The organism is Undibacterium paludis, from assembly GCF_022568815.1.
Taxonomy (GTDB): domain Bacteria; phylum Pseudomonadota; class Gammaproteobacteria; order Burkholderiales; family Burkholderiaceae_D; genus Undibacterium.
Window position 1 is genome coordinate 293,772 of record NZ_JAKZHX010000006.1, and the last position, 20,812, is coordinate 314,583.

Below are 20,812 nucleotides of genomic sequence, written 5' to 3' on the forward strand. Positions count from 1 at the left end.
GGCCCTTGAAGTTCAATTCAGGGGCCGTTTTTTTCATACTTCTTTCATCACTGATGCTGGGTCAGGCTAGAACTCTTCCCAGTCCGTATTTGCCCCGGTGTCCGGTTTTTCTAGTGAGGAGTTTTTCCTGGCTGGTGTTGCGCTATTTACAGTTTTTGCCGGGGCTCTGCTGATCCTCAGTGTCTTCTCGGCTGCCGATGTTGTCGATTTTGGAGTGGCTTTGCTGACACTGGGCGCAGGCTGACTCTTGATGATATTGTCGAGTTTGAAGATGCTGACCGCCTGGGTCAGCGCTCCCGCCTGTTCCTGCATACTTTCGGCGGCAGCGGCTGCCTGCTCAACCAGTGCCGAATTCTGTTGGGTCATTTCATCCATATTGGAAATGGCCAGATTGACTTGTTCTATGCCGGCGCTTTGTTCCTGGCTGGCGGCGGTAATCTCGCTCATGATGTCAGCCACATGTTTGATGGAGGTGACGATCTCGTCCATCGTCATGCCTGCCTCATCCACGAGCTTGTTGCCGAGGTTGACTTTTTCAACTGAATCATCAATCAGGGATTTGATTTCTTTGGCCGCGCTGGCGCTACGTTGCGCCAGGTTCCTGACCTCGGCAGCAACCACGGCAAAACCGCGTCCCTGTTCACCGGCGCGTGCGGCTTCAACCGCGGCATTCAGTGCCAGGATATTGGTCTGGAAGGCGATGCCGTCAATCACGCCGATGATGTCGACAATCTTGCCCGAGCTATCCTTGATGGAACCCATGGTATTGACTACCTGGCCGACTATATGGCCACCCTTGGTCGCGACTTCAGATGCAGAAATCGCCAGTTGATTGGCCTGGCGGGCATTGTCTGCATTCTGCTTGACGGTAGATGTCAGCTCCTCCATGGACGAGGCTGTTTCTTCCAGTGAGCTGGCTTGTGATTCTGTACGGCCCGACAGGTCGGCATTGCCTGAGGCAATTTCACTTGAGGCAGTCGATATCATGGCTGCGCTGTTATGTACCTGTGAAATAGTCATGACCAGACTGTTGTTCATGTCAGCAAGGGCGCTCATCAACTGACCAGTTTCATCACGCGATTTGACTTCTATGCGGCCGGTCAGGTCGCCATTGGCAACCTTGGTGGCGACATTAACGGCAGCCTCCAGCGGGCTGGTGATGGAACGCGCTATCCAGGTAGCAAATGCGGCACTGATGAGCAGAGCAATAATGCCAAGTACGATCATCAGATTGCGCGAAAACATGATGATATTCTTGATTTCATCACCATTGCCATTCATGTCGGCCTTGAGCACTTCACTGAGTTTTTCTATGTCAGTCAGGGATTGTTTCAGGGCAGGGAAGGTCGATTTGCCCATCATGGCGATGGCTTCATCTTTTTGATCGAGTTCGATCAGGTCGCCGGTCTTGCTGAATGAGGCTACAAAAGCAGCATTTGACGCCACCAGTTTTTCCACTGCTTCTTTTTCTTTGGCTGACTGCGCCAGTTTTTTCAAGGTGTCCAGCAGGGAGGTGATTTTCTTCTTGTTGGCATCTATTGCGCCGTACTGTTTCGTACGGGCATTCTGGTCAGGGGTAATGAACAGTTCCAGGGTGCGGCTGCCATTTTCCTGTATCAGTGCTGAAATTTCCAGGGCGCTGGTGACACCAACGGCATCGTTTTCCAGTATCTGCCTGTTTCTGTCGGCAATTTCATTGAGCCTGATAACGCTGATGACGACCATTAATAACATGGTCAGCAAAGTCAGCCCGAAACCAAAGCTGAGGCGTACCCTGATTTTAAGATTACTGAAGTTCATGGTTGAGATTCCTGTATAAATCAGTTTTTAGGACTTTTTAGGAGCTGCCGTTGTAGTTTTCAGCATACCTAAAAACCAGATACTAAGGTAAGTAAATTGATGTTTAGTCGCAGTTGCTGTCGGTTTCCTGACAAAATTAAGATTTCCTTCATGTAAAATCACAAATCAGTTGATAAAACAGAGGACTTATGAAGCTTGCAACACTGAAGGATGGTTCCCGGGACGGGCAATTGCTGGTCGTTTCACGAGACTTGAAAACTGCCTGTATCGCGGATGGCGTCGCACCTACTTTGCAACATGCCCTCGACGACTGGAATTTCATACAGCCACAGCTTGAAGAGTTATACAACAAGCTAAATGCCGGACGTGCCACTTACAGCTTTGATTTTGAAGCAAAAAACTGCATGGCGCCTTTGCCCAGGGCATTCCAGTGGGCGGATGGTTCTGCCTATGTCAATCATGTGGAACTGGTGCGCAAAGCCAGGAATGCCGAGATGCCGGACAGCTTCTGGCATGATCCCCTGATGTACCAGGGCGGCAGCGATGATTTTATCGGTCCCTGTGATGACATCGTCATGGCATCGGAAGAGTGGGGTATCGACTTTGAAAGCGAAATTGCTGTCGTGACCGGTGACGTGCCCATGGGTGTGAAAGTGCAACATGCGGCCGACCATATCTGCCTGCTGATGCTGGTCAATGACGTATCCCTGCGCAATCTGATCCCGGCTGAACTGGCCAAGGGCTTTGGGTTCTTCCAGTCGAAACCGGCGTCCAGCTTTTCACCGGTGGCTGTTACGCCGGATGAACTTGGTGATGCCTGGAAGGATGGCAAAGTCAACCTGCCGCTGCGTTCCAGCCTTAATGGCATGCTGGTTGGCCAGCCAAATGCCGGCATCGATATGGTGTTTTCTTTCCCTCAACTGATCACACATCTATGTAAGACCAGAAATGCCAGGGCCGGCACCATCATTGGTTCTGGCACAGTGTCAAACAAGGATGCCGGCAAAGGCTATAGCTGCATCGCAGAAAAACGCGCGCTGGAAATGATTGCCGTTGGTGAACCAGTCACACCGTATATGAAATTTGGTGACAGCATCAAGATAGAAATGCTGGATAAAAATGGCAAATCCATCTTCGGTGCGATTGACCAGAGCGTGGTGGACAAGATTTAAGTTGCCTGTTCTGGCTGTTTGCCCAGATGCCCCAATTTGCAGACGATACACATCATTGACTGGAGTCCGGTATGTCCCTGATTTTTACTTTTTCCTTGCGTACGGCAGTTGTGGCAGTGTTGGGGCTGGCGTGTGTCGCTGCCAGCGCGCAGATCAGGGTGGGGATCAATCTTTCAACGACGGGGCCGGCAGCTGCCATAGGCAGCTCTTCAAAAAATACTGTTTTACTGTGGCCCAAGGAGTTGGCCGGGAAGAGGATAGAGTACATCATCCTTGATGATGGAACAGATCCAGGTAATGCTGTCAAAAATGTACGCAAGCTGATTGCCGAAGAAAAGGTCGATATCATCATCGGCCCCAACACCACACCGAATGCGCTGGCGCTGCTCGACATTGTGGCAGAAAGCGAAACACCGATGATCGCCCTGGCGGCTTCAGCAGGCATCGTCGAACCCATGGATGCCAAACGTGCCTGGGCATTCAAGATGCCGCAGAACGATACGCATATGACGACCATACTGACACAGCACATGGCAGACCATGGTGTGAAAACGGTCGCCTTCATCGGTTTTGCTGACGCTTATGGTGAGGGCTGGTGGCGTGAATTTTCGAAACTGGCTGAGCTGCGCCATATCAAGATCGTCGCCAATGAAAGGTTCGCCCGTACAGACACCAGCGTGACCGGACAGGTCTTGAAGATGATGGCTGCGAAGCCGGACGCCGTCCTGATTGCAGGTTCAGGTACGCCGGCAGTATTGCCGCAAAAAACACTGATAGAGCGTGGTTACAAGTCACAGATTTACCAGACCCATGGCATCGCCAGCCTGGAATTTTTGAAGCTGGGAGGCAAGGACATAGAAGGTACCTTGTTCCCTACTGGTCCCGCAGTCGTGGCACGCCAACTGCCTGACAAACATGCAGTCAAAAAAGTCAGCGTGGAATTTGTCTCTAAATATGAAAAAGCTTATGGCCCCGACACGGTAACCCAGTTCGCGGCTGATGCCTGGGGCGCATGGCTATTGATCGCCAATGCCGTACCGGTGGCGATCAATACGGCACAACCAGGCACCAAAGCCTTCCGGCAGGCTTTGCGCAGTGCACTGGAAAATACACATGGCCTGGTGGTGCCGCAAGGTGTCATCAATATGAGTGCAACAGATCATGTGGGTCTGGACCAGCGCTCGCGCGTTATGGGCAAGATACAGGGCGGCAAATTCACTTATGCTTATGGTGGCTGAATAGTCTGCATTAAATCCATGGTAGATGATGCCAGCCCGAGAGGCTTGACTCTCAGGCTGGTTTTTTATTGCCTGCCCATCTGGAAGAATACATTTTTCGCCCCGCCCTGACCAAGGGCAACGCCAAGATAAATTGGTCCAATGAAGCTATTGAAACCGGCAAACAGGCTGGCGCTCTTGCGCAGTGACTGCATCGAAATATCGCCGCCTTTGTTCCAGACATTGCCCGCTTCAAGGGACGTACCCAGGAACAGGCTTTGTCCCGCCAGGTCAAACTTTACTGCGCGCAGCAGATAAGTCAGACTGCCATATAGCATGAAATTGCCGGAAAACTGATCTGGCTGGTAGGCAGACAATTGCTGGAAACCGCCAAGGGTATAACCGATGCCACGTATGTCTGTGTCGCTCTGGAACAAACCGGCGGCGCTGAGTTTAAGGTTGATGCTGTGATTGTCTATGCTGCTGGCCCAGGTCGTATTGACTGCCAGCTCCTGGAAACGCTTGCTGGCGCCACTGGTACCGGCAAAGGCCGTGGCGTCGAATTTGTAACCATTGCGCGGAAAGCTGGCATCACTGAGCTGGTCGACGACGATTGCTGCCTTCAGGCCAAGCTGTTCCAGGTCGGCGCTGGGTAAGGACTCGGATACGATATTGCCATTTTCGTCCCGGTACAAGATACTGCCCAGCTTGGGACGTACCCGGTAATGATTGAAGTTCAGACCCAGCTTGGCTTCGCCGAGTATGCTTTGTTCGCCAAGACGAAAACCAAGATCGAGTCCAAGTTTGTCGCCACGAAAATTGTATTCGGCGATCCGGGTGTTGCCGCTGTACAGGTTCCTGGTGTTTTGCCCTATCTCGGCAAATGGCGCCAGATACATGCCTTCGCGCTCAAACAGGGGTTGGCGCAGTTCTGTATGTAATTTCAGGCTGTTGCCAAATTCCAGGTCATTGCGCCATTCCAGACCTCCATCGGTCAACCAGGGGCGTCTGTGGCCAACCTGCAGTTTAAAACCACCGGTGCCTTCAAAGCCGCTTGACAGCGCCAGGCCAAAACGCAGGAAATGTGGCCCCCAGTTGCGGCCATAGGCATTGACCCGTATACCATATTCGCCGTCACGTTCCACCAGTTCATGGCTGATGCTGTCAAAGTCCCGGGCATTATTGAGTATGGCCAGCTTGCTGTTGATGTCTTCGGCCTTATATCTGCTGCCGGTCTTGATGTTGAGCTGGCGGCGTATATCGCTTTCCGGCACGGCGCCATTGGTGACGATGTCAACGAAGGCGATGTTGATATCCGGCAGTTGCGGGTTCAGGCGTAACTGGTGCCTGACTGCGTAGACATCCGGCGGCAGGCTGAATTCTTTCAACCTCTGCAGCATGAAATGGGTTTCTTTTTCACCGATGACAACGGCTTCCCGTGAGCGGGCGAAATCCATGAAACTGATATTGCCCAGTTGCGGCTCTATCAAGATATCCCTGGGGCCGAGCAAGGCTTTTTGCGCCTCCACATTTTGTTCAGTCAGGATATTCACCATTTGCTGACTGACATTGAACAGGGTCTGTAATTGGTCACGGGGCATCAGCGGAGTGCCAATATTGACGGCAATTACGATATCTGCCCCCATCTGATGGGCAATGTCGACGGGCAAATTCCGGACCAGACCTCCGTCGGACAGCAGGCGGCCATCGACTTCTATCGGTGCAAACACCCCTGGTGCGGCCATGCTTGCACGTATGGCTTTATGCAGAGGGCCCTTGGTGAAAATCACCATCTTGCCGGTTTCAAGGTCCGTGGCAACTGTACGAAATGGGATGGGCAGGCGATCAAAGTCTATGTCCGGTTGTAAATGTGCAGTCCAGTTTTGCAGCAGCTCAAGGAACTGGGTTGCCTGTACCACGCCAGCCGGCAGGCGCACACCGTTGGCACTCAGGCCCAGCGTGGCGCCGAGCGGGTATTGCTCATCTTCTTCCCGCACGCTCTGTGGCTGGTAACGCCTTTCCACCCTGTCCAGCGCGATGTCATTCAATTTGAGGGCATCGAGCCTGGTTTCTATCTCACTAGCAGAAAATCCGGCTGCATACAAGCCACCGACGACGGCACCCATGCTGGTGCCGGCGATGCAATCAATGGGGATATGCATTTCTTCCAAGACCTTCAATACCCCGACATGGGCAAAGCCACGGGCGCCACCACCAGACAGCGCCAGGCAGATTTTTGGGGTTTTTACTTGTGGAGGTGGTGTGACAAGACTTTCTGCACGGATGCTTGCAGATTGAAGCAAGAAGCTGATGAGAGTAGAAAAAAACAATAGTTTTGATTTGTGCATGTTGAAAGTGGCGGAAACATGGAATTCTTTGCTCAGGGTCTATATACTAGCGCATGTATATGAAATGATGCTAACCAGTACTTATTCGCATAAGGCATTGTATAAGCCTTGTTTGTAAAATGCTTAACATTGTAAGAGTAATCCTGGTCTGTGATAACGGTGAGGACGCCGGTGGGGTTTGAATGGACATCCTCAATCAGTCACCAGTCCCAGATAGAAACATTCCGGTTTTGCAGCAGACCAGAGCAACAGTGACCTTCTTTCTCACACAAGAATACCCATGAACCTACATCAATTGCGTTTTGTTCGCGAAGCGGTAAGACAGAATTTTAATTTGACTGAGGCCGCCAAGGCCCTGTTTACATCGCAACCTGGTGTTTCCAAGGCAATTATTGAACTGGAAGAGGAATTGGGTGTGGATATTTTCACTCGTCACGGCAAGCGCATACGCGGCCTGACCGAGCCGGGCAGGGCAGTGCTGAAGTCGGTTGAACTGATCATGCAGGAAATTGACGGGCTCAAACGCATAGGCAAGGAGTTTGCAGCGCAGGACAGTGGCAGCTTCACCATCGCCACCACCCATACCCAGGCGCGCTATGCTCTGCCCAAGGTAGTGCAGGCCTTCATGCAAAAATACCCCAAGGTGAGATTGTCGCTGTTACAGGGCAATCCCAAGCAGATTGCCGAAATGGTCATGCGTGACCAGGCAGATATCGCCATTGCGACAGAAGCCATCGCCGGATTTGACGGCTTGATTTCCCTGCCTTGCTATCAGTGGGAACATGTCGTGGTAGTGCCGGTTGAGCACCCCTTGCTGAAGCTGAAGAATGTCTCTCTCGAAGAGATTGCCAATTACTCTCTCATTACTTATGATGCCGCCTTTGCCGGGCGCAGCAAGATAGACCACGCTTTCCAGATACGCAACCTCAAGCCGGACATCCTCCTTGAAGCCATTGATGCTGACGTCATCAAGACCTATGTGGAACTGGGCATGGGTATAGGTATTATCGCGGGCATGGCTTTTGATGCCGAGCGCGACAGGAATTTGCGGGCCATACCCGTCGGTCATCTGTTCGGCATGAATATTTCCCGTGTCGCCATCAAGCAGGGCGCGTATTTGCGCAGTTACATCTATACCTTCATAGAATTGCTTAATCCCACCCTGAACCGCAAGATGATCGATAACGTCATGCAGGGTAACAAGGACACTTACGATTTATGAGCATGCAGCCATTGGGCAACTGGCCGGCAGCACAGCGCCGGCAGGTGCGTGGCATACTGACGGATATCGATGATACCTTCAGTAGCCACGGCAAGTTGACAGTGGCCAGCCTGGCGGCGCTGGACAGGGCAAAAGCAGCGGGCCTGCGGCGCATTGCCGTTACAGGGAGGCCGACTTACTGGACCTTGCCTTTGTTAAGGCTATGTGATTTTGATGCCGTCATTGCTGAAAATGGCGCCAGTGCTTTCTGGATAGATGGCAAGGGGGCTCAGCAGGCACTGTATTATGCTGACGCCGAGGTACGCAAGCAGCATAGGCAGCAATTGCTGGACTTTGCCGATATCATGCGCCGACATTTTCCGGACATCCTGCCTGCTGCTGATGCAGCACAGCGTATAGGTGACCTGGCCTTTGATATTGCGGAAAATATTCCAGCCCTGCCCATGTCGCAAGTGAATGAGGCAGTTGTACTGATCCGGGAACATGGCTTGCATGCGACGACGAGCAGCATTCATGCCCATGCTTCTGTCCTGCCGTTCAGTAAACAGAGTATGAGTGAGCGTGTCTTACACGAAGTATTTGGTATCAGTGATGAAGAAGCGTGTAGTACCTATGTATTTATTGGTGATTCTGCCAATGATGCCAGCATGTTTGCGCACTATCCTTTATCGGTGGGTGTGGCGAATGTCCGCAAATTTCTCGACAGGTTCGATGCCCATCCGGTGTATGTCTGCGAGGCTGAATATGGAGCGGGATTTGTGGAACTGGTGGATTTTCTGTTGAAAGCAAAAGATGAATGAAAACAAAATGCACGACCCCATGCGCAATTATTATGCGCAACGCGCCGGCAAGCTGGAGCAGGTCTATCAAAAACCGGAACGCCAACAGGACCTGCGTGAAATCCAGGGTAAAGTGATTGAGGTCCTGAAAGATCAGCGCGTGCTTGAAGTGGCCTGCGGTACCGCATACTGGACTGAGCGTTTTGCGCCGGTGGCAAGTTCTGTCATGGCGACTGACTACAACCAGTCCATGATAGACCTGGCCCAGGCCAAATCTTATCCTGACGGCAAAGTGAAATTTTCGGTGACGGATCTGTATGATTTGCCGCCAGCCGATGCAGACCAGTATTCAGCCTGTTTTGCCGGTTTTTTCTGGTCGCATGTCCTGCGTGATGAACAACCGGCTTTGCTGGCGCATCTGAGCAAGGTCGCAGGCAAGGGGGGTACGCTGGTCTTGATAGACAATAACTATGTAGAAGGCAGCAGTACAGTGATTGCCCGTACTGACCTCGAAGGCAATACCTATCAATTGCGCAAGCAGGAAGATGGTAGCAGGGTGGAAATCCTGAAGAATTTCCCTACAGATAGTGCATTGCGCAAAAAATTTGGTCCTTCTGTCCGTGATATCCGTATTTTCAGGAATACTTACTACTGGATGCTGACCTGCGTATTGAAGTGAAATAGCGAAATGAAAATCTGTCACGGAGTCTGTTCTAGTATTGTTCCTCGAAAGACTGCCGTGATACATTGCAAGTCGTTTATTTTTTTTCTGGAGTAATACATGGACTTGCAAGCTTGCACAGAAGCGATACGCGCTAAAGTTGGTGACGATAGCGGTTTGAACGCCACCCTGAAATTTGACTGCGGCGATGAAGGTGTCGTATTTGTTGACGCCCTGGCGGCACCAAACAGCGTCAGCAATGACAATAAAGAAGCAGTTTGCACCATCACGATTTCTCTTGAAAACCTGGCGGACTTGCTGACTGGCAAATTGAATCCCATGAACGGCTTCATGATGGGTAAGTTGAAAGTATCTGGCGACATGGGCGTTGCCATGCGCTTGCAAACAGTCGTGTAAGCAAGGCAATACAGCTTGTGACATGACGGCATTTCTGTTCGCTTTGGCGAATTGAAATGCCGTTTTCTATTGTTGTTTTATATTTTTATACCAGAGACATGGCGCTTAAGGCCAATGCTGAACTACCATCAGGGTAGAGCGCGTCATAACAACGTGTACAATTGCTGCAAAATAGGTGGGAGCGCCTGACGAACTTGTAGCGCAATATCAATTGCAGTTGTACGCCACTGCAATAAGGGCAATGCTCGCGCATGCTACCGGCCGAGGGGGCATCCTCTGATTGAAATCCTTCTTCTAACATGACTCCTTCTATCACTTCACGTGGATCAAGTTGCACCAGGATAAAATCGGGTGCACGAACATTACGCCTTTCCGAATAATCGTCTTGCTGCTGGGAAATAAGATGGGCACTGGCTGTCATCATAACGGGCTCCTGATATGACATTTGCTCCGGCATAGTACGCAATTCAAGCAATTGGTGTGACTATGCAGGGCAGACTTTCAATCTAGTAAAATTCAGGCATGAAGACAAGGATGACGGGAAGAAAAAATGAGCTCGCAGAATGAATCCTGGACTTTAACAGTGCAGCCGCAGAACTGGCTTTGCGAAGCCAGTGAGGAGTTCAGCCTGCTGGAGGCTGCCCTGTTCGATGGGGTGCGCATCCCCAATTCCTGCCGCAATGGAACCTGTCGCACCTGTATGTGCAAGCTGCTGTCCGGCAAGATCACCTACCAGATAGACTGGCCGGGCCTGAGCCTGGAAGAAAAGCAGGATGGCTGGATATTGCCCTGTGTTGCGCGAGCCGGCTCGGACGTGGTACTGCATGTGCCTGCGGCGGTCAAGGTTTAGTCATCCGGTTTTAATTACTCACTGTTACGGCATTGACCGAGCTTGCCATCAGAACGGTTCCAGCACGGCGTGCTGGCATCGGGTACTGGATGTGGCACGCCTTCATCATCAATTTTTGCCAGTCTGGTCGTCCATGCCATGACGCCTTTTCTGTCCAGTTGCAGACGTATCACCCAGCCACGTGTCTGCGGTTCATTGTCCAGTTCATCCATGACAAAATTGCCTATGCTATAGATAATGGGCTTGCCTTTGTAATTGTCTACGTCCTGTATCACATGGGGGTGTCCACCGATGACAGCATCAGCACCGGCATCGATCATGACCCGCGCCAGTTGACGTTGCCTGTCGACGGCGACTTTGTCATTTTCCCAGCCCCAGTGCATGAAGGGGATAACCAGGTCTGCCTTGTGTTGTTGACGTGCCTGGCGGATGTCGAGAGCAACCTGTTCATCCTCACTCCAGGCGACACCTGCGGCCTGTGCTTGCGCTTCAAAGCTGCGCGGCATATATTCGTTGTAACCGAGCAGGGCGATGCGCAAACCTTTCTTTTCGATGATCAACGGTGTATGAGCTTCGCGCAGATTATTACCACCCCCGAAGTGCAGTATTTTCTGCTGGTCAAGCAGGCCCAGCATTTCCTGGAAAGCGGCACGGCCAAAATCACCTGAATGGTTGTTGGCAATCGACACCGCGTCTACGTGCTGCTTTAATGTATCGAGGGTGCGGGGATGGGCGCGGAAGGTAAAGTTCTTGTCAGCTGCTTCGCCGGTGGTTGCTACCACGCATTCAAGGTTGACAACACGGATATCGGCATTTTTGAATAAAGGTGCAAACGGTGCGAACGGGTCTTTGCCATTGGCAATCATTTTGCCAGGTTTACCGTCAAGTACCACATCACCGGCAAACAGGATACTGACACTGCCATCCTGTGCCAGGGCCGCACTTGCAGCTATCGCAGACAAGGTGAAAGTTGACAATAAGTGATACAGAGTCTGTTTGATGAATTTCATTGTTGCACCTCTTGTAGGGTGCAACGGTATTGCAGTTCTCGTTCGACCGCACCGGCGTAGACAGAATTTTGCGGCGTCAGCGGGCTTTCCTGGGGGGATACTTTGAACGGGGGAAGGTAAGTTGCCTGATGTATGGGGATATCACCATGACGTGTCTGGAAATAGGCATACAGCTTGACATAGTCTATGCTTTGCTCCTTGCCAACCATCACTGCCTTGAACGTAAAACGTTCACCGATGTCGTTTGTTTTCACATCGTACGGGTCTTGTACTATCAGGCTCTGGATGGTCTGCACGCTACCCGCATAGCTGACATAGCAACGCAATAGGGGTTTTGCATGACTGGTCGCACTCAGGCAACTGACCATCAAAAAAACACTACTGATCAATGAAGATACTCGATACGTCTTCCTCGTTCCTGCAAGTGTTTGCATAGATTTACCGATGTCCGTTTATACGAACAGCGATTATCACAGTATTTGCGCACGTAGGGAAGTCAGAGTTTTACCGTCTATTTTATAGCAGGATAAATGCTCAGGTACTTCACAGCGCCAATCCAGTTCGCGTTCTATTTGCTGACGCAAGTGGTCAGACGCCGCTGGCTCACCATGTGTGATGAAACTACGTAATGGAGTTTGTTTCAGGTGTTTGAGCCATCCTAACAACTCCTGGTAGTCCGCATGCGCTGATAAGCCATCTATTTGTACAACTTTGGCACGTACCCTCACATCCTGGCCGTGAATGCGGACTGTGCTGGCACCATTGAGCAGAGATTCACCTCTTGTACCGCCAGCCTGGTGGCCGCAAAAAACAATGGAATTCCTGTCGTCGGGGGCCATATACTTCATGTGATGCAGCACTCGTCCGCCGGTCGCCATGCCACTGGCAGAGATGATCACTTTTGGCCAGCGTTCACCGTTGAGACGCTGCGATTCTTCCGGCGTTTTCACGTAGGTAGTCATAGCCAACATCCCGGCAATATCTTCAGCTGAAAGTTTTAGTGAATCTGCATAGAGGCTGTAGATGCCTGTAGCACTTTCTGACATGGGGCTGTCCAGATAAATGGGGCAGTTAGGTATTTGCTTGTTTGTGCGCAATTTATACAGTAAGTACAGCAGGGTTTGCGCGCGCCCGACGGCAAATGACGGTATCAGGACCGAACCACCGTGTTGTACGGTATTGTTGATGACGTCACGTAATTCGTTTTCGGGAATGTTATTGCTGTGCAGGCGATCCCCGTAAGTTGACTCAACAATGAGGTAATCAGTTTCTTCTGCAAATTCTGGCGCCTTCATGATGTAGTCGCGTGGCCGACCTACATCGCCGGAAAACAGCAACCTGGTCTGTTCCATCTTCAGGGAGATGCTGCAGGAGCCAAGAATATGTCCGTTAGGCACCCATTTTGCATGCACGTCATCAGCTATTGCAATGTTGGTGTGTTCATCTATGTAATGAAAATGCTTGAGCGCCTTGTCTACATCTTTGCTGTCATACAAAGGCAGTGCTTGCTCATGTTTGGACAGATGGTGTCGATTCAGGTAGGCTGCCTCTTCTTCAAACAGATGAGCAGAATCACGCAGCAATAATCTGCATAACGCAAAAGTGGCTTTGCTGCAGTAGATTTTCCCCTTGAATCCCAGTTTGACCAGTAAGGGTAGGTAACCAGAGTGATCGAGATGGGCGTGGGTTAATAAGACTGCATCAATTTTTGAAGGATCAAAAGGTGGTTCCTCCCAGTTGCGCAAGCGCAATTGCTTATAGCCCTGAAACAGACCGCAATCCACCAAAATGCTGGTTTGATCAGAAACCAGCAGATAACGTGAACCTGTTACTGTACCGGCAGCTCCCAAGAAATGCAGTTTGATCAAGTTACACCTCCAGTCAAAGAGTTGTTTTCATCGGTCAGTCTGTCATCGAACTAGCTCCAGAAAACATATATTCAATTGAATACTGCGGAGATAACTTGGTCAATAACAAATCGACGACTGTTGCCAATTCATTGCAATTTCTTTGTGTTAACTCAATATTGACGGCTGTCTTTTGCAAATTCCAAGTATCTGTCCGGTAAGGCAAAGCGTTCGCCATAATTGGCTTGCAATTCTGCTGCACGTCTTGCAAATTGCTCTACTCCAACATGATTGACGAATTGCACCGCACCACCAGTCCAGGCAGGGAAACCAATGCCAAAAATTGATCCAATATTGGCGTCACGACTGGATTCCAATGTACCTTCCTGCATGCAGCGCATGGTTTCTATGGACTGTATGTAGAGGAACCTGTCCCGCAAGTCGGCGTAGGGCAAGGTAAATCCGGCTTTGCCAAATAATTTCCCCAATTCTGGCCACAGGTATTTTTTACTTCCATGGATGCCTGCTTCTGCAGGATATTCATAAAATCCTGCACCAGCTGCCTTGCCAGCCCGCTGATGTTGATCAAGCATGACATTGATGACGGCGGTAGAAGCTGGTTCTTTCCAGCTCAGTCCTTCAGCCTGCATATCAGCCCTGGTCTGCTCTGTCACATGACGTGACAGGCTCAGTGACACCTCATCCTGCACGGCCAGCGGTCCGACCGGCATACCTACGGACAGCGCTGCATTTTCTATCAGGGCGGCGGGCAGGCCTTCTGCCAGCATGCTCAGGCCTTCATTGACAAAGCTGGCGAATACCCGGCTGGTGAAAAATCCGCGTGCATCATTGACGACAATAGGTGTTTTGCCGATTTGCAGTACATAGTCATAGGCGCGGGCCAGCGTTGCCGCATCAGTTTGCCTGCCCTTGATGATTTCAACCAGTTGCATCTTGTCTACCGGCGAGAAGAAATGCAGGCCGATAAAACGTTCAGGATGGTTGACTGCCTTTGCCAGGCCGCTGATGGGCAGGGTGGAGGTATTGCTGGCCATGACGCCGTTGTCTGGCAAATAGCTTTCTGCTTCCTGGTTGACGCTGGCTTTCAATTCACGGTTCTCAAAGACGGCTTCTATGATCAGGTCGCAACCGGCGAAATCACTGGCTTGCCCGCTGGCCTGTATCAGTGCCAGTTGCGCTTCTGCTTTTTCGGTAGACAGACGACCTTGTGTAACTTTCTTGTTCAGGATTTGCGCGACACTGGCCTTACCCTGTTCAGCCTTTTCCAGCGTCTGGTCTTTCAAGACGGTAGCGATGCCGCGTGCTGCACTGACGTTGGCAATACCGGCTCCCATCATGCCGGCACCTATCACCCCCAGTTTTTTGACGCTTGACTTGGGAATGTCCTGGGGACGGCTTTTACCGCTACTGATTTCCTGCATCTGGAAGAACAGGGTGCCAGTCATATTCTTGGCAATCTGCCCCGTTGCCAGTTGCGTGAAGTAACGACCTTCGATTTTCAAGGCATTGTCGATGTTGACTTGTGCGCCTTCCACCATGGCGGCCAGTATGGCTTCTGGCGCTGGGTAATTGCCGCGGGTCTTTTCGCGCAGTATGGCAGGCGCCACCATGATCATGGGTAGCAGCTTGGGTGAATTTGTTGCACCGCCAGGCAATTTATAGTCATCCTTGTCCCAGACCTGTTTTGCTTGCGGGTTGGCTAGTATCCAGATGGCAGCCTGTTGCAGCATGTCTGCCTGATTGTTTGCCAGGGCATGTATCAGACCGGCTTCCAGGGCGGCAGCGGGGGATACCTGCTTGCCTTCCAATAAGTAAGGCATGGCCTCCTGCAAGCCCAGCAGGCGTACCGTGCGCACCACGCCCCCTGCGCCAGGCAGCAAGCCCAGCGTCACTTCGGGGAAGCCGATTTTCGACCTGGCTTGATTCAGCGCGATGCGGTAATGACAGGCCAGTGCGAGTTCCAGTCCACCGCCAAGAGCACTGCCATTGATGGCGGCAACCACGGGTTTACCCAGTTTTTCCAGCCTGCGCAATATGGCCTTGCTGCGTTCTACCATGTCCAGGCAGGACTGCGCATCTTCGGGACGTATCCGTATCAGTTCGCGCAAGTCTCCACCGGCAAAAAAACTGTCTTTGCCCGATGTCAGGATGACGCCGCTGATCTGGTCCTTATCTCTTTCCAGTTGTGCGACCGCAGCAGCCAGGGCCGAGCGGAATGAGGCATTCATTGTATTGACCGACAGCCCTGGCATGTCTATGGTCAGTGTGACGATGTGTTGTGCATCTTTGCTGTAGTTGATCATGGCGTCTGCTTTCGGTGACTGGTTTTACACACGTTCTATGATGGTGGCGATACCCATGCCACCACCGACACATAAAGTAATCAGTCCGCGCTTCAGCTTGCGCGCTTCCAGTTCATCAATCAGATTACCGAGTAACATGCAACCGGTCGCTCCGAGGGGATGGCCAAGCGCGATGGAGCCACCGTTGACGTTGACCTTTTCTTCCGGCACCTGCAAGTCCTTCATGAATTTCATGACGACAGCAGCAAAGGCTTCATTGACTTCGAACAGATCAATGTCCCTGATGGTCAAGCCTGCTTTGCCCAGCGCCTTGATGGTGGCGGGGCCAGGGCCGGTCAGCATGATGGTCGGGTCGGTGCCGGTAACGGCAGAGGCGACTATCCGTGCACGCGGGTTCAGGCCCAGACGTTTACCCATGGCTTCTGAACCTATCAGGGCCAGGGCGGCGCCATCGACAATGCCGGAAGAGTTACCGGCAGTATGCACATGATTGATACGTTCTATCTCTGGGTATTTGCGGAGGGCTACACTGTCAAAACCCATTTTCCCCGGCATTTCAAACGAAGCCTTGAGTGCGGCAAGTGTTTCCATGCTTGATTGCGGTTTGATGAATTCGTCCTCAGCCAGTATCACCAGGCCATTGATGTCGCGTACCGGGCGCAGCGATGTGAAGCGGCCGCCGGCACGGGCGGCGGTGGCTTTCTGTTGTGAGCGCAGGGCAAAAGCGTCGACGTCTTCGCGGCTGAAACCTTCCAGTGTGGCAATCAGGTCTGCGCCTATGCCCTGTGGCAAAAAATCAGTCTGCATGCTGGTTTGCGGGTCTGCTGCCCAGGCGCCGCCATCCGACCCCATGGGCACGCGCGACATCGATTCAACGCCACCGGCCACGACCAGGTCTTCCCAGCCTGAGCGTACTTTTTGTGCTGCCAGATTGACTGCTTCCAGGCCCGATGCGCAAAAACGGTTAAGCGTGACACCTGCCACTTGCCAATCCCATCCGGCGACCAGGGCCGCTGTCTTGGCGATATCTGCCCCCTGATCAGCGATGGGGGTGACACAACCCAGCACTACGTCGTCGACCAACGCTGTATCCAGGGACAGGCGTTGTTGCATGTCCTGCATCAGGTCGGACAGCAGGGAAACCGGCTTGACGCTGTGTAGCGATCCATCCTTTTTCCCTTTACCGCGCGGTGTGCGCGGGGCATCAAAAAGATAAGCTTCTGTCATTTGATTCTCCTGTGATGCGAGGTGAGTTATCGATGGAAGTTGCGGCAGCCAACATGACCAAAATCAGGCATTGCTGAGCCGGGAGTGTATGATGATACAATTAATAAAGCAATTGCTTGATTAAATTAATGTAGCTTTGAAAATAATAGTGAAGCAGCCTGACGGCTGCAATTTATGTGAATAAAAACCATGACACAAACCATTATCGACAACCCGGAATTTCGGGGTATGCTCAAAATCGTCATTGAAGAAAAGATTCCTTTTTGCAACTTGCTGGGCGTCAAGCTGGACAGTTTTGACCCTGATTCGCCCAGCCTTGGTATAGAGATGCGCGAGCAGCTGCTGGGCAATTTCGCCCAGGGCATGTTGCATGGCGGTGTCATTGCTTCTGTCCTGGATAGCGTGGCTGGGTTTGCCATCCTGCTCAAGATGGCGCAGCAGAGCCCGCAAGACGATGTACTCTCGCAGATCAGGGAATTCGGCAAGATGAGTACGATAGATTTACGCATAGACTACCTGCAGCCGGGGCGTGGCAAGTACTTCATTGCCGGTGCTGAAGTCACCAGGCTGGGCAAGCGCGTGGCCAATGTTCTGATGGATTTGCGCAATGAAAAAGGTGACAGAATTGCGACAGGTGCCGCTGCTTTCATGTTGCATGGACGAGCCTGATTGCCTTTCTCATTTCTACTGACTAGGATGGTAAGTGTACTGAGCGCCTAAAACCAACAGGAGGATGACATGAGCATACGTCTGGAAAAAGCGAATGGCCTGGCAACCATTGTCTTCAATAATCCGAATTGTATGAATGTGATGGGGGCGGCAGAAATACGCCTGCTAAACCGGCTGACTGAGGAGTTGGCTGAGGATCACTCCGTCCGCGTTGTCATCATCCGTGCTGAAGGCAAGGTGTTTGGCGCCGGAGGTGATATCAGCAGTTTCAGACCTGGCGATCCTGCTTCCCCAGAGGCAATACGCGAAATCGGGGCCGAATTGAATCAGGCAATCTTGCGCCTGCATAAACTGCCGGCCATCGTCATTGCCTCGGTGCACGGTGCTGTTGCCGGTGGCAGCATGGGCACCATGAATGCGGCTGACCTGGTCGTGGCCGCCAAAGGAACGCGATTCAACATGGCCTATGCCAAGATAGGCGCCAGTCCCGACGTCGGTAATACCTGGTTTTTGCCACGACTGGTCGGTAATCGCAAGGCGCTGGAATGGCTGCTGTTTTCAGAAAACTTTGATGCCGATGAAGCACTGGCCTTTGGTCTGATCAACCTGGTTGTACCACCAGAGCAGTTGAAAGATGTGACTGAAAAGCTGGCTTTAAGACTGCTACGCGGCCCGCAAGAGACCTATGCCAGGATGAAGCGCCTGATTTACCAGTCTGACGCCACCCCGCTGGAGCAGCAGGTCAACGATGAAATTGAAGCATTTGCTTCTGTCACCATGACCCCCGACTTTGCCGAAGGTGTCTCTGCTTTTCTGGATAAGCGTACAGCCCACTTCGGTTGCAAGCTTAATTAGGACCAGGACCGGCTGCTAGAACCGTCAATTTGGCTGACTCAAGTAGAGAATATGACAGTTTAATGACGTTTTTAAGGGAAAAAAAAGAATTTCCCCCAGTAAATCCAAGATAATTTCTGGACTAGATGTTTTATTTTACTTTTCCGCGAAATTCTGCGTATAATCATCTAGTCGTTGAGATTCAAAGTGGTAGTGCAGTATCAGTCTGTCATTTCTTACTTGGTTGAAACGATCTATCGGGCATATGCCCACATTAACTGAAATAGGAAATTGTAATGGCAACAGGTATTGTTAAATGGTTCAATGATTCAAAAGGTTTCGGCTTCATCACTCCAGATGAAGGCGGTGAAGATCTGTTTGCTCATTTCTCCGCTATCCAATCTAACGGCTTCAAATCTTTGAAAGAAAACCAACGCGTTTCTTTCGAAGTAACGACAGGCCCTAAAGGCAAGCAAGCTTCTAACATCCAGGCAATCTAATTGCTGAATCGTTAGTTTAGTTCTGCACTGAAAAATCCCCGATTTATCGGGGATTTTTTTTGCAAAAATTAAAATATCTTGTGCATTATTCACCATTTTCTTTATACTCAAACAGCTGCAGATGCATTAAAGTTGTCCCTGATCAAGACTCTTCATGAGAATTTTTTTTATTCTTGTTTCCCAAATTACGGGGAACGTTCAAAGGGAGAAGCAACAATGTTCAATCTGACAATCAGGTTAAGACTGATAGGTACCATGGCATTCATGGCAGTCATGCTACTCATAGGTGGGTTGATGGGTATTTATGGCGTCAGAAATAGTAATGCCGTCATCAAGGACATATTTTCCAATCAGCTCCCTTCCGTTGAGGCATTGGGACAATCCCGGGAATTAATCCTGCGGTCCCGTACAGCACTTGACCGTGCCATCTCTCATCCTGAATTTCCTGACACTGCAGAAACGATCAAACGTGCAGAAGGTTTTCTGGAAAAATCGGACGAAAACTGGAAAAAATACCTGTCTCTTCCCCAGGATGTTGAAGAAAAGAAGATTTCTGACGAAGTTGCTTCTTTAAGGGACAAGTACATCAAAGATGCCTATGTTCCCATGTTGAATGCCATCAAAGCGGGCAATAAGGAAGAGGCTGACAATATCAACATGAAAATTGTGCCGTCTGCTTACAGTGCTTATTCCGACAAAATTGCAAAATTAAACGAGTATCAATTCACCAGCGCAGCAGTTTCACTCAAAGATAGCGAAGACGCCTTCGTCACTTTTGTCTGGGTTGATGTATTGGGTGTGCTGGGTGGCCTGGTTGCTGTTTTTGTTTCTGCCTATTTCTTGCTGGTCGCCATTTCCCACCCTTTGCGATTGGCCATCACTCAGTTTGAGGCGATAGGTAATGGTGACCTGACGCAGCAACTGAAGCCTGCATCCCAGGACGAAATGGGCCAACTGGTGTCTGCTCTGGAAAACATGCGCCAGAGCCTGATGCAAACCGTGACCATGGTGCGTCAATCGAGTTCTTCCATCGCGCTCTCATCTGAAGAAATCGCGACTGGTAATATGGATTTGTCGGCAAGGACCGAGCAACAGGCGGCCAGCCTCGAAGAAACTGCTTCTTCCATGGAAGAGCTGACTTCGACCGTTCAGCAAAATGCCGATAATGCGCGCCAGGCCAATACCCTCGCATCGAATGCATCAGAAGTGGCCAGTAAGGGGGGGCAGGTGGTAGGTGATGTGGTCCACACCATGTCATCCATCAAGGAAAGTTCCAAGAAGATAGTCGACATCATCGGTGTGATTGATGGCATCGCTTTCCAGACCAATATCCTTGCCTTGAATGCTGCAGTGGAAGCAGCACGTGCCGGTGAGCAGGGACGTGGTTTTGCCGTGGTGGCGACCGAAGTGCGTAATCTGGCACAGCGTTCTGCCAATGCAGCAAAAGAAATCAAGGAATTGATCAGCAATTCTGTCGATAAGGTAGAGGTAGGTTCGCGCCTGGTTGATGATGCCGGTAAAACCATGGGTGAGATCGTGGTGTCCATCAAAAACGTGGCAGACATCATGGCTGAAATTACGGCAGCCAGCTCAGAACAGCGGGACGGTATCAACCAGGTCAGCACGGCCATAGGCAAGATGGACGAAGCAACACAGCAAAATGCCGCACTGGTTGAGCAGGCTGCAGCGGCAGCCAGCAGTATGCGCGACCAGGCCAACAACCTGAACCATGCAGTGAGCATCTTCAAGATTGATGCCAATGACACCGGTGTCAGGGGGCCGGCGGTTGCACCGGCCAGCAGCATTGTCAAGGACAAACCTGCTCCGCGCCCTGTCGTGAAATCCTTGCCGGCAAAGGCAGCAAGTACGCCAAAGAAAACCGCAACACCTGCGGCGCAGGATGACTGGGAAGAATTTTAATTCCGGTTTGTTGAA

The 20,812-nt window shown here is 51.2% G+C and carries 19 protein-coding genes; 11 read left to right on the forward strand and 8 right to left on the reverse strand.

Annotation, left to right across the window (positions count from 1 at the left end):
• Window positions 1–66 precede the first annotated feature (66 nt).
• On the reverse strand, window positions 67–1,800 hold the full coding sequence (locus LZ463_RS29095; RefSeq protein WP_277624038.1) for a methyl-accepting chemotaxis protein: 1,734 nt from the start codon (window positions 1,798–1,800) through the stop codon (window positions 67–69).
• A gap of 188 nt (window positions 1,801–1,988) precedes the next feature.
• On the opposite strand from LZ463_RS29095, the gene LZ463_RS12615 reads away from it, so the two are divergent.
• Window positions 1,989–2,972, forward strand: coding sequence for a fumarylacetoacetate hydrolase family protein (locus LZ463_RS12615; protein ID WP_241456073.1), 984 nt, complete (start codon window positions 1,989–1,991; stop codon window positions 2,970–2,972).
• 71 nt (window positions 2,973–3,043) lie between these two features.
• Window positions 3,044–4,210 carry an ABC transporter substrate-binding protein gene (locus LZ463_RS12620; RefSeq protein WP_241456075.1) on the forward strand — a complete coding sequence of 389 codons (1,167 nt, stop codon included), beginning with the start codon at window positions 3,044–3,046 and terminating at the stop codon, window positions 4,208–4,210.
• 65 nt (window positions 4,211–4,275) lie between these two features.
• On the opposite strand, the gene LZ463_RS12625 is transcribed toward LZ463_RS12620, so the two are convergent.
• Window positions 4,276–6,492, reverse strand: a complete 2,217-nt coding sequence (locus tag LZ463_RS12625; protein ID WP_241456077.1) for a patatin-like phospholipase family protein — start codon at window positions 6,490–6,492, stop codon at window positions 4,276–4,278.
• Between the two features lie 325 nt (window positions 6,493–6,817).
• Between LZ463_RS12625 and LZ463_RS12630 the strand changes: the two genes are divergently transcribed.
• The 4 genes from LZ463_RS12630 (at window position 6,818) to LZ463_RS12645 (ending at window position 9,616) form a co-directional block, all read left to right on the forward strand.
• Window positions 6,818–7,759 carry a CysB family HTH-type transcriptional regulator gene (locus LZ463_RS12630; RefSeq protein ID WP_241456079.1) on the forward strand — a complete coding sequence of 314 codons (942 nt, stop codon included), beginning with the start codon at window positions 6,818–6,820 and terminating at the stop codon, window positions 7,757–7,759.
• On the forward strand, window positions 7,756–8,559 hold the full coding sequence (locus LZ463_RS12635; RefSeq protein ID WP_241456081.1) for an HAD family hydrolase: 804 nt from the start codon (window positions 7,756–7,758) through the stop codon (window positions 8,557–8,559). Before LZ463_RS12630 ends, LZ463_RS12635 begins: the two co-directional genes overlap by 4 nt.
• Window positions 8,552–9,217: a class I SAM-dependent methyltransferase gene (locus LZ463_RS12640; protein ID WP_241456082.1), complete on the forward strand. Its 666-nt coding sequence runs from the start codon at window positions 8,552–8,554 to the stop codon at window positions 9,215–9,217. The genes LZ463_RS12635 and LZ463_RS12640 overlap by 8 nt, the downstream gene beginning before the upstream one ends.
• Window positions 9,218–9,319: 102 nt before the next feature.
• A complete protein-coding gene (locus tag LZ463_RS12645; protein ID WP_241456084.1) occupies window positions 9,320–9,616 on the forward strand; it encodes an SCP2 sterol-binding domain-containing protein in 297 nt (98 codons plus the stop codon).
• A gap of 85 nt (window positions 9,617–9,701) precedes the next feature.
• Here the strand turns inward: LZ463_RS12645 and LZ463_RS12650 are convergent, their stop codons facing one another.
• Window positions 9,702–10,040 (reverse strand): hypothetical protein, encoded by a 339-nt coding sequence (locus tag LZ463_RS12650; RefSeq protein ID WP_241456086.1) that lies wholly within the window; start codon window positions 10,038–10,040, stop codon window positions 9,702–9,704.
• A 126-nt stretch (window positions 10,041–10,166) separates the two neighbouring features.
• Between LZ463_RS12650 and LZ463_RS12655 the strand changes: the two genes are divergently transcribed.
• Window positions 10,167–10,466, forward strand: coding sequence for a 2Fe-2S iron-sulfur cluster-binding protein (locus tag LZ463_RS12655; protein WP_241456089.1), 300 nt, complete (start codon window positions 10,167–10,169; stop codon window positions 10,464–10,466).
• A 14-nt stretch (window positions 10,467–10,480) separates the two neighbouring features.
• On the opposite strand, the gene LZ463_RS12660 is transcribed toward LZ463_RS12655, so the two are convergent.
• The 5 genes from LZ463_RS12660 to LZ463_RS12680 form a co-directional block, all read right to left on the reverse strand.
• Window positions 10,481–11,476, reverse strand: a complete 996-nt coding sequence (locus LZ463_RS12660) for a CapA family protein (protein WP_241456092.1) — start codon at window positions 11,474–11,476, stop codon at window positions 10,481–10,483.
• Window positions 11,473–11,910, reverse strand: a complete 438-nt coding sequence (locus LZ463_RS12665) for a hypothetical protein (RefSeq protein ID WP_241456093.1) — start codon at window positions 11,908–11,910, stop codon at window positions 11,473–11,475. The genes LZ463_RS12660 and LZ463_RS12665 overlap by 4 nt, the downstream gene beginning before the upstream one ends.
• A 36-nt stretch (window positions 11,911–11,946) precedes the next feature.
• Window positions 11,947–13,341, reverse strand: coding sequence for an MBL fold metallo-hydrolase RNA specificity domain-containing protein (locus tag LZ463_RS12670; protein WP_241456130.1), 1,395 nt, complete (start codon window positions 13,339–13,341; stop codon window positions 11,947–11,949).
• Between the two features lie 155 nt (window positions 13,342–13,496).
• The gene (locus tag LZ463_RS12675) at window positions 13,497–15,647 is read right to left on the reverse strand and encodes a 3-hydroxyacyl-CoA dehydrogenase NAD-binding domain-containing protein (protein ID WP_241456095.1); all 2,151 of its coding nucleotides are present in this window, start codon (window positions 15,645–15,647) and stop codon (window positions 13,497–13,499) included.
• Window positions 15,648–15,671: 24 nt separating this feature from the next.
• Window positions 15,672–16,874 carry an acetyl-CoA C-acetyltransferase gene (locus LZ463_RS12680; protein ID WP_241456096.1) on the reverse strand — a complete coding sequence of 401 codons (1,203 nt, stop codon included), beginning with the start codon at window positions 16,872–16,874 and terminating at the stop codon, window positions 15,672–15,674.
• 189 nt (window positions 16,875–17,063) lie between these two features.
• On the opposite strand from LZ463_RS12680, the gene LZ463_RS12685 reads away from it, so the two are divergent.
• From LZ463_RS12685 to LZ463_RS29100, 4 genes are all read left to right on the forward strand, one after another.
• Window positions 17,064–17,543, forward strand: a complete 480-nt coding sequence (locus tag LZ463_RS12685) for a thioesterase family protein (RefSeq protein ID WP_241456098.1) — start codon at window positions 17,064–17,066, stop codon at window positions 17,541–17,543.
• A 69-nt stretch (window positions 17,544–17,612) separates the two neighbouring features.
• Window positions 17,613–18,398: an enoyl-CoA hydratase/isomerase family protein gene (locus LZ463_RS12690; RefSeq protein ID WP_241456099.1), complete on the forward strand. Its 786-nt coding sequence runs from the start codon at window positions 17,613–17,615 to the stop codon at window positions 18,396–18,398.
• A gap of 275 nt (window positions 18,399–18,673) precedes the next feature.
• The gene (locus LZ463_RS12695) at window positions 18,674–18,877 is read left to right on the forward strand and encodes a cold-shock protein (RefSeq protein WP_007878889.1); all 204 of its coding nucleotides are present in this window, start codon (window positions 18,674–18,676) and stop codon (window positions 18,875–18,877) included.
• A gap of 216 nt (window positions 18,878–19,093) precedes the next feature.
• A complete protein-coding gene (locus LZ463_RS29100; RefSeq protein WP_277624040.1) occupies window positions 19,094–20,797 on the forward strand; it encodes a methyl-accepting chemotaxis protein in 1,704 nt (567 codons plus the stop codon).
• Window positions 20,798–20,812: the final 15 nt, after the last annotated feature.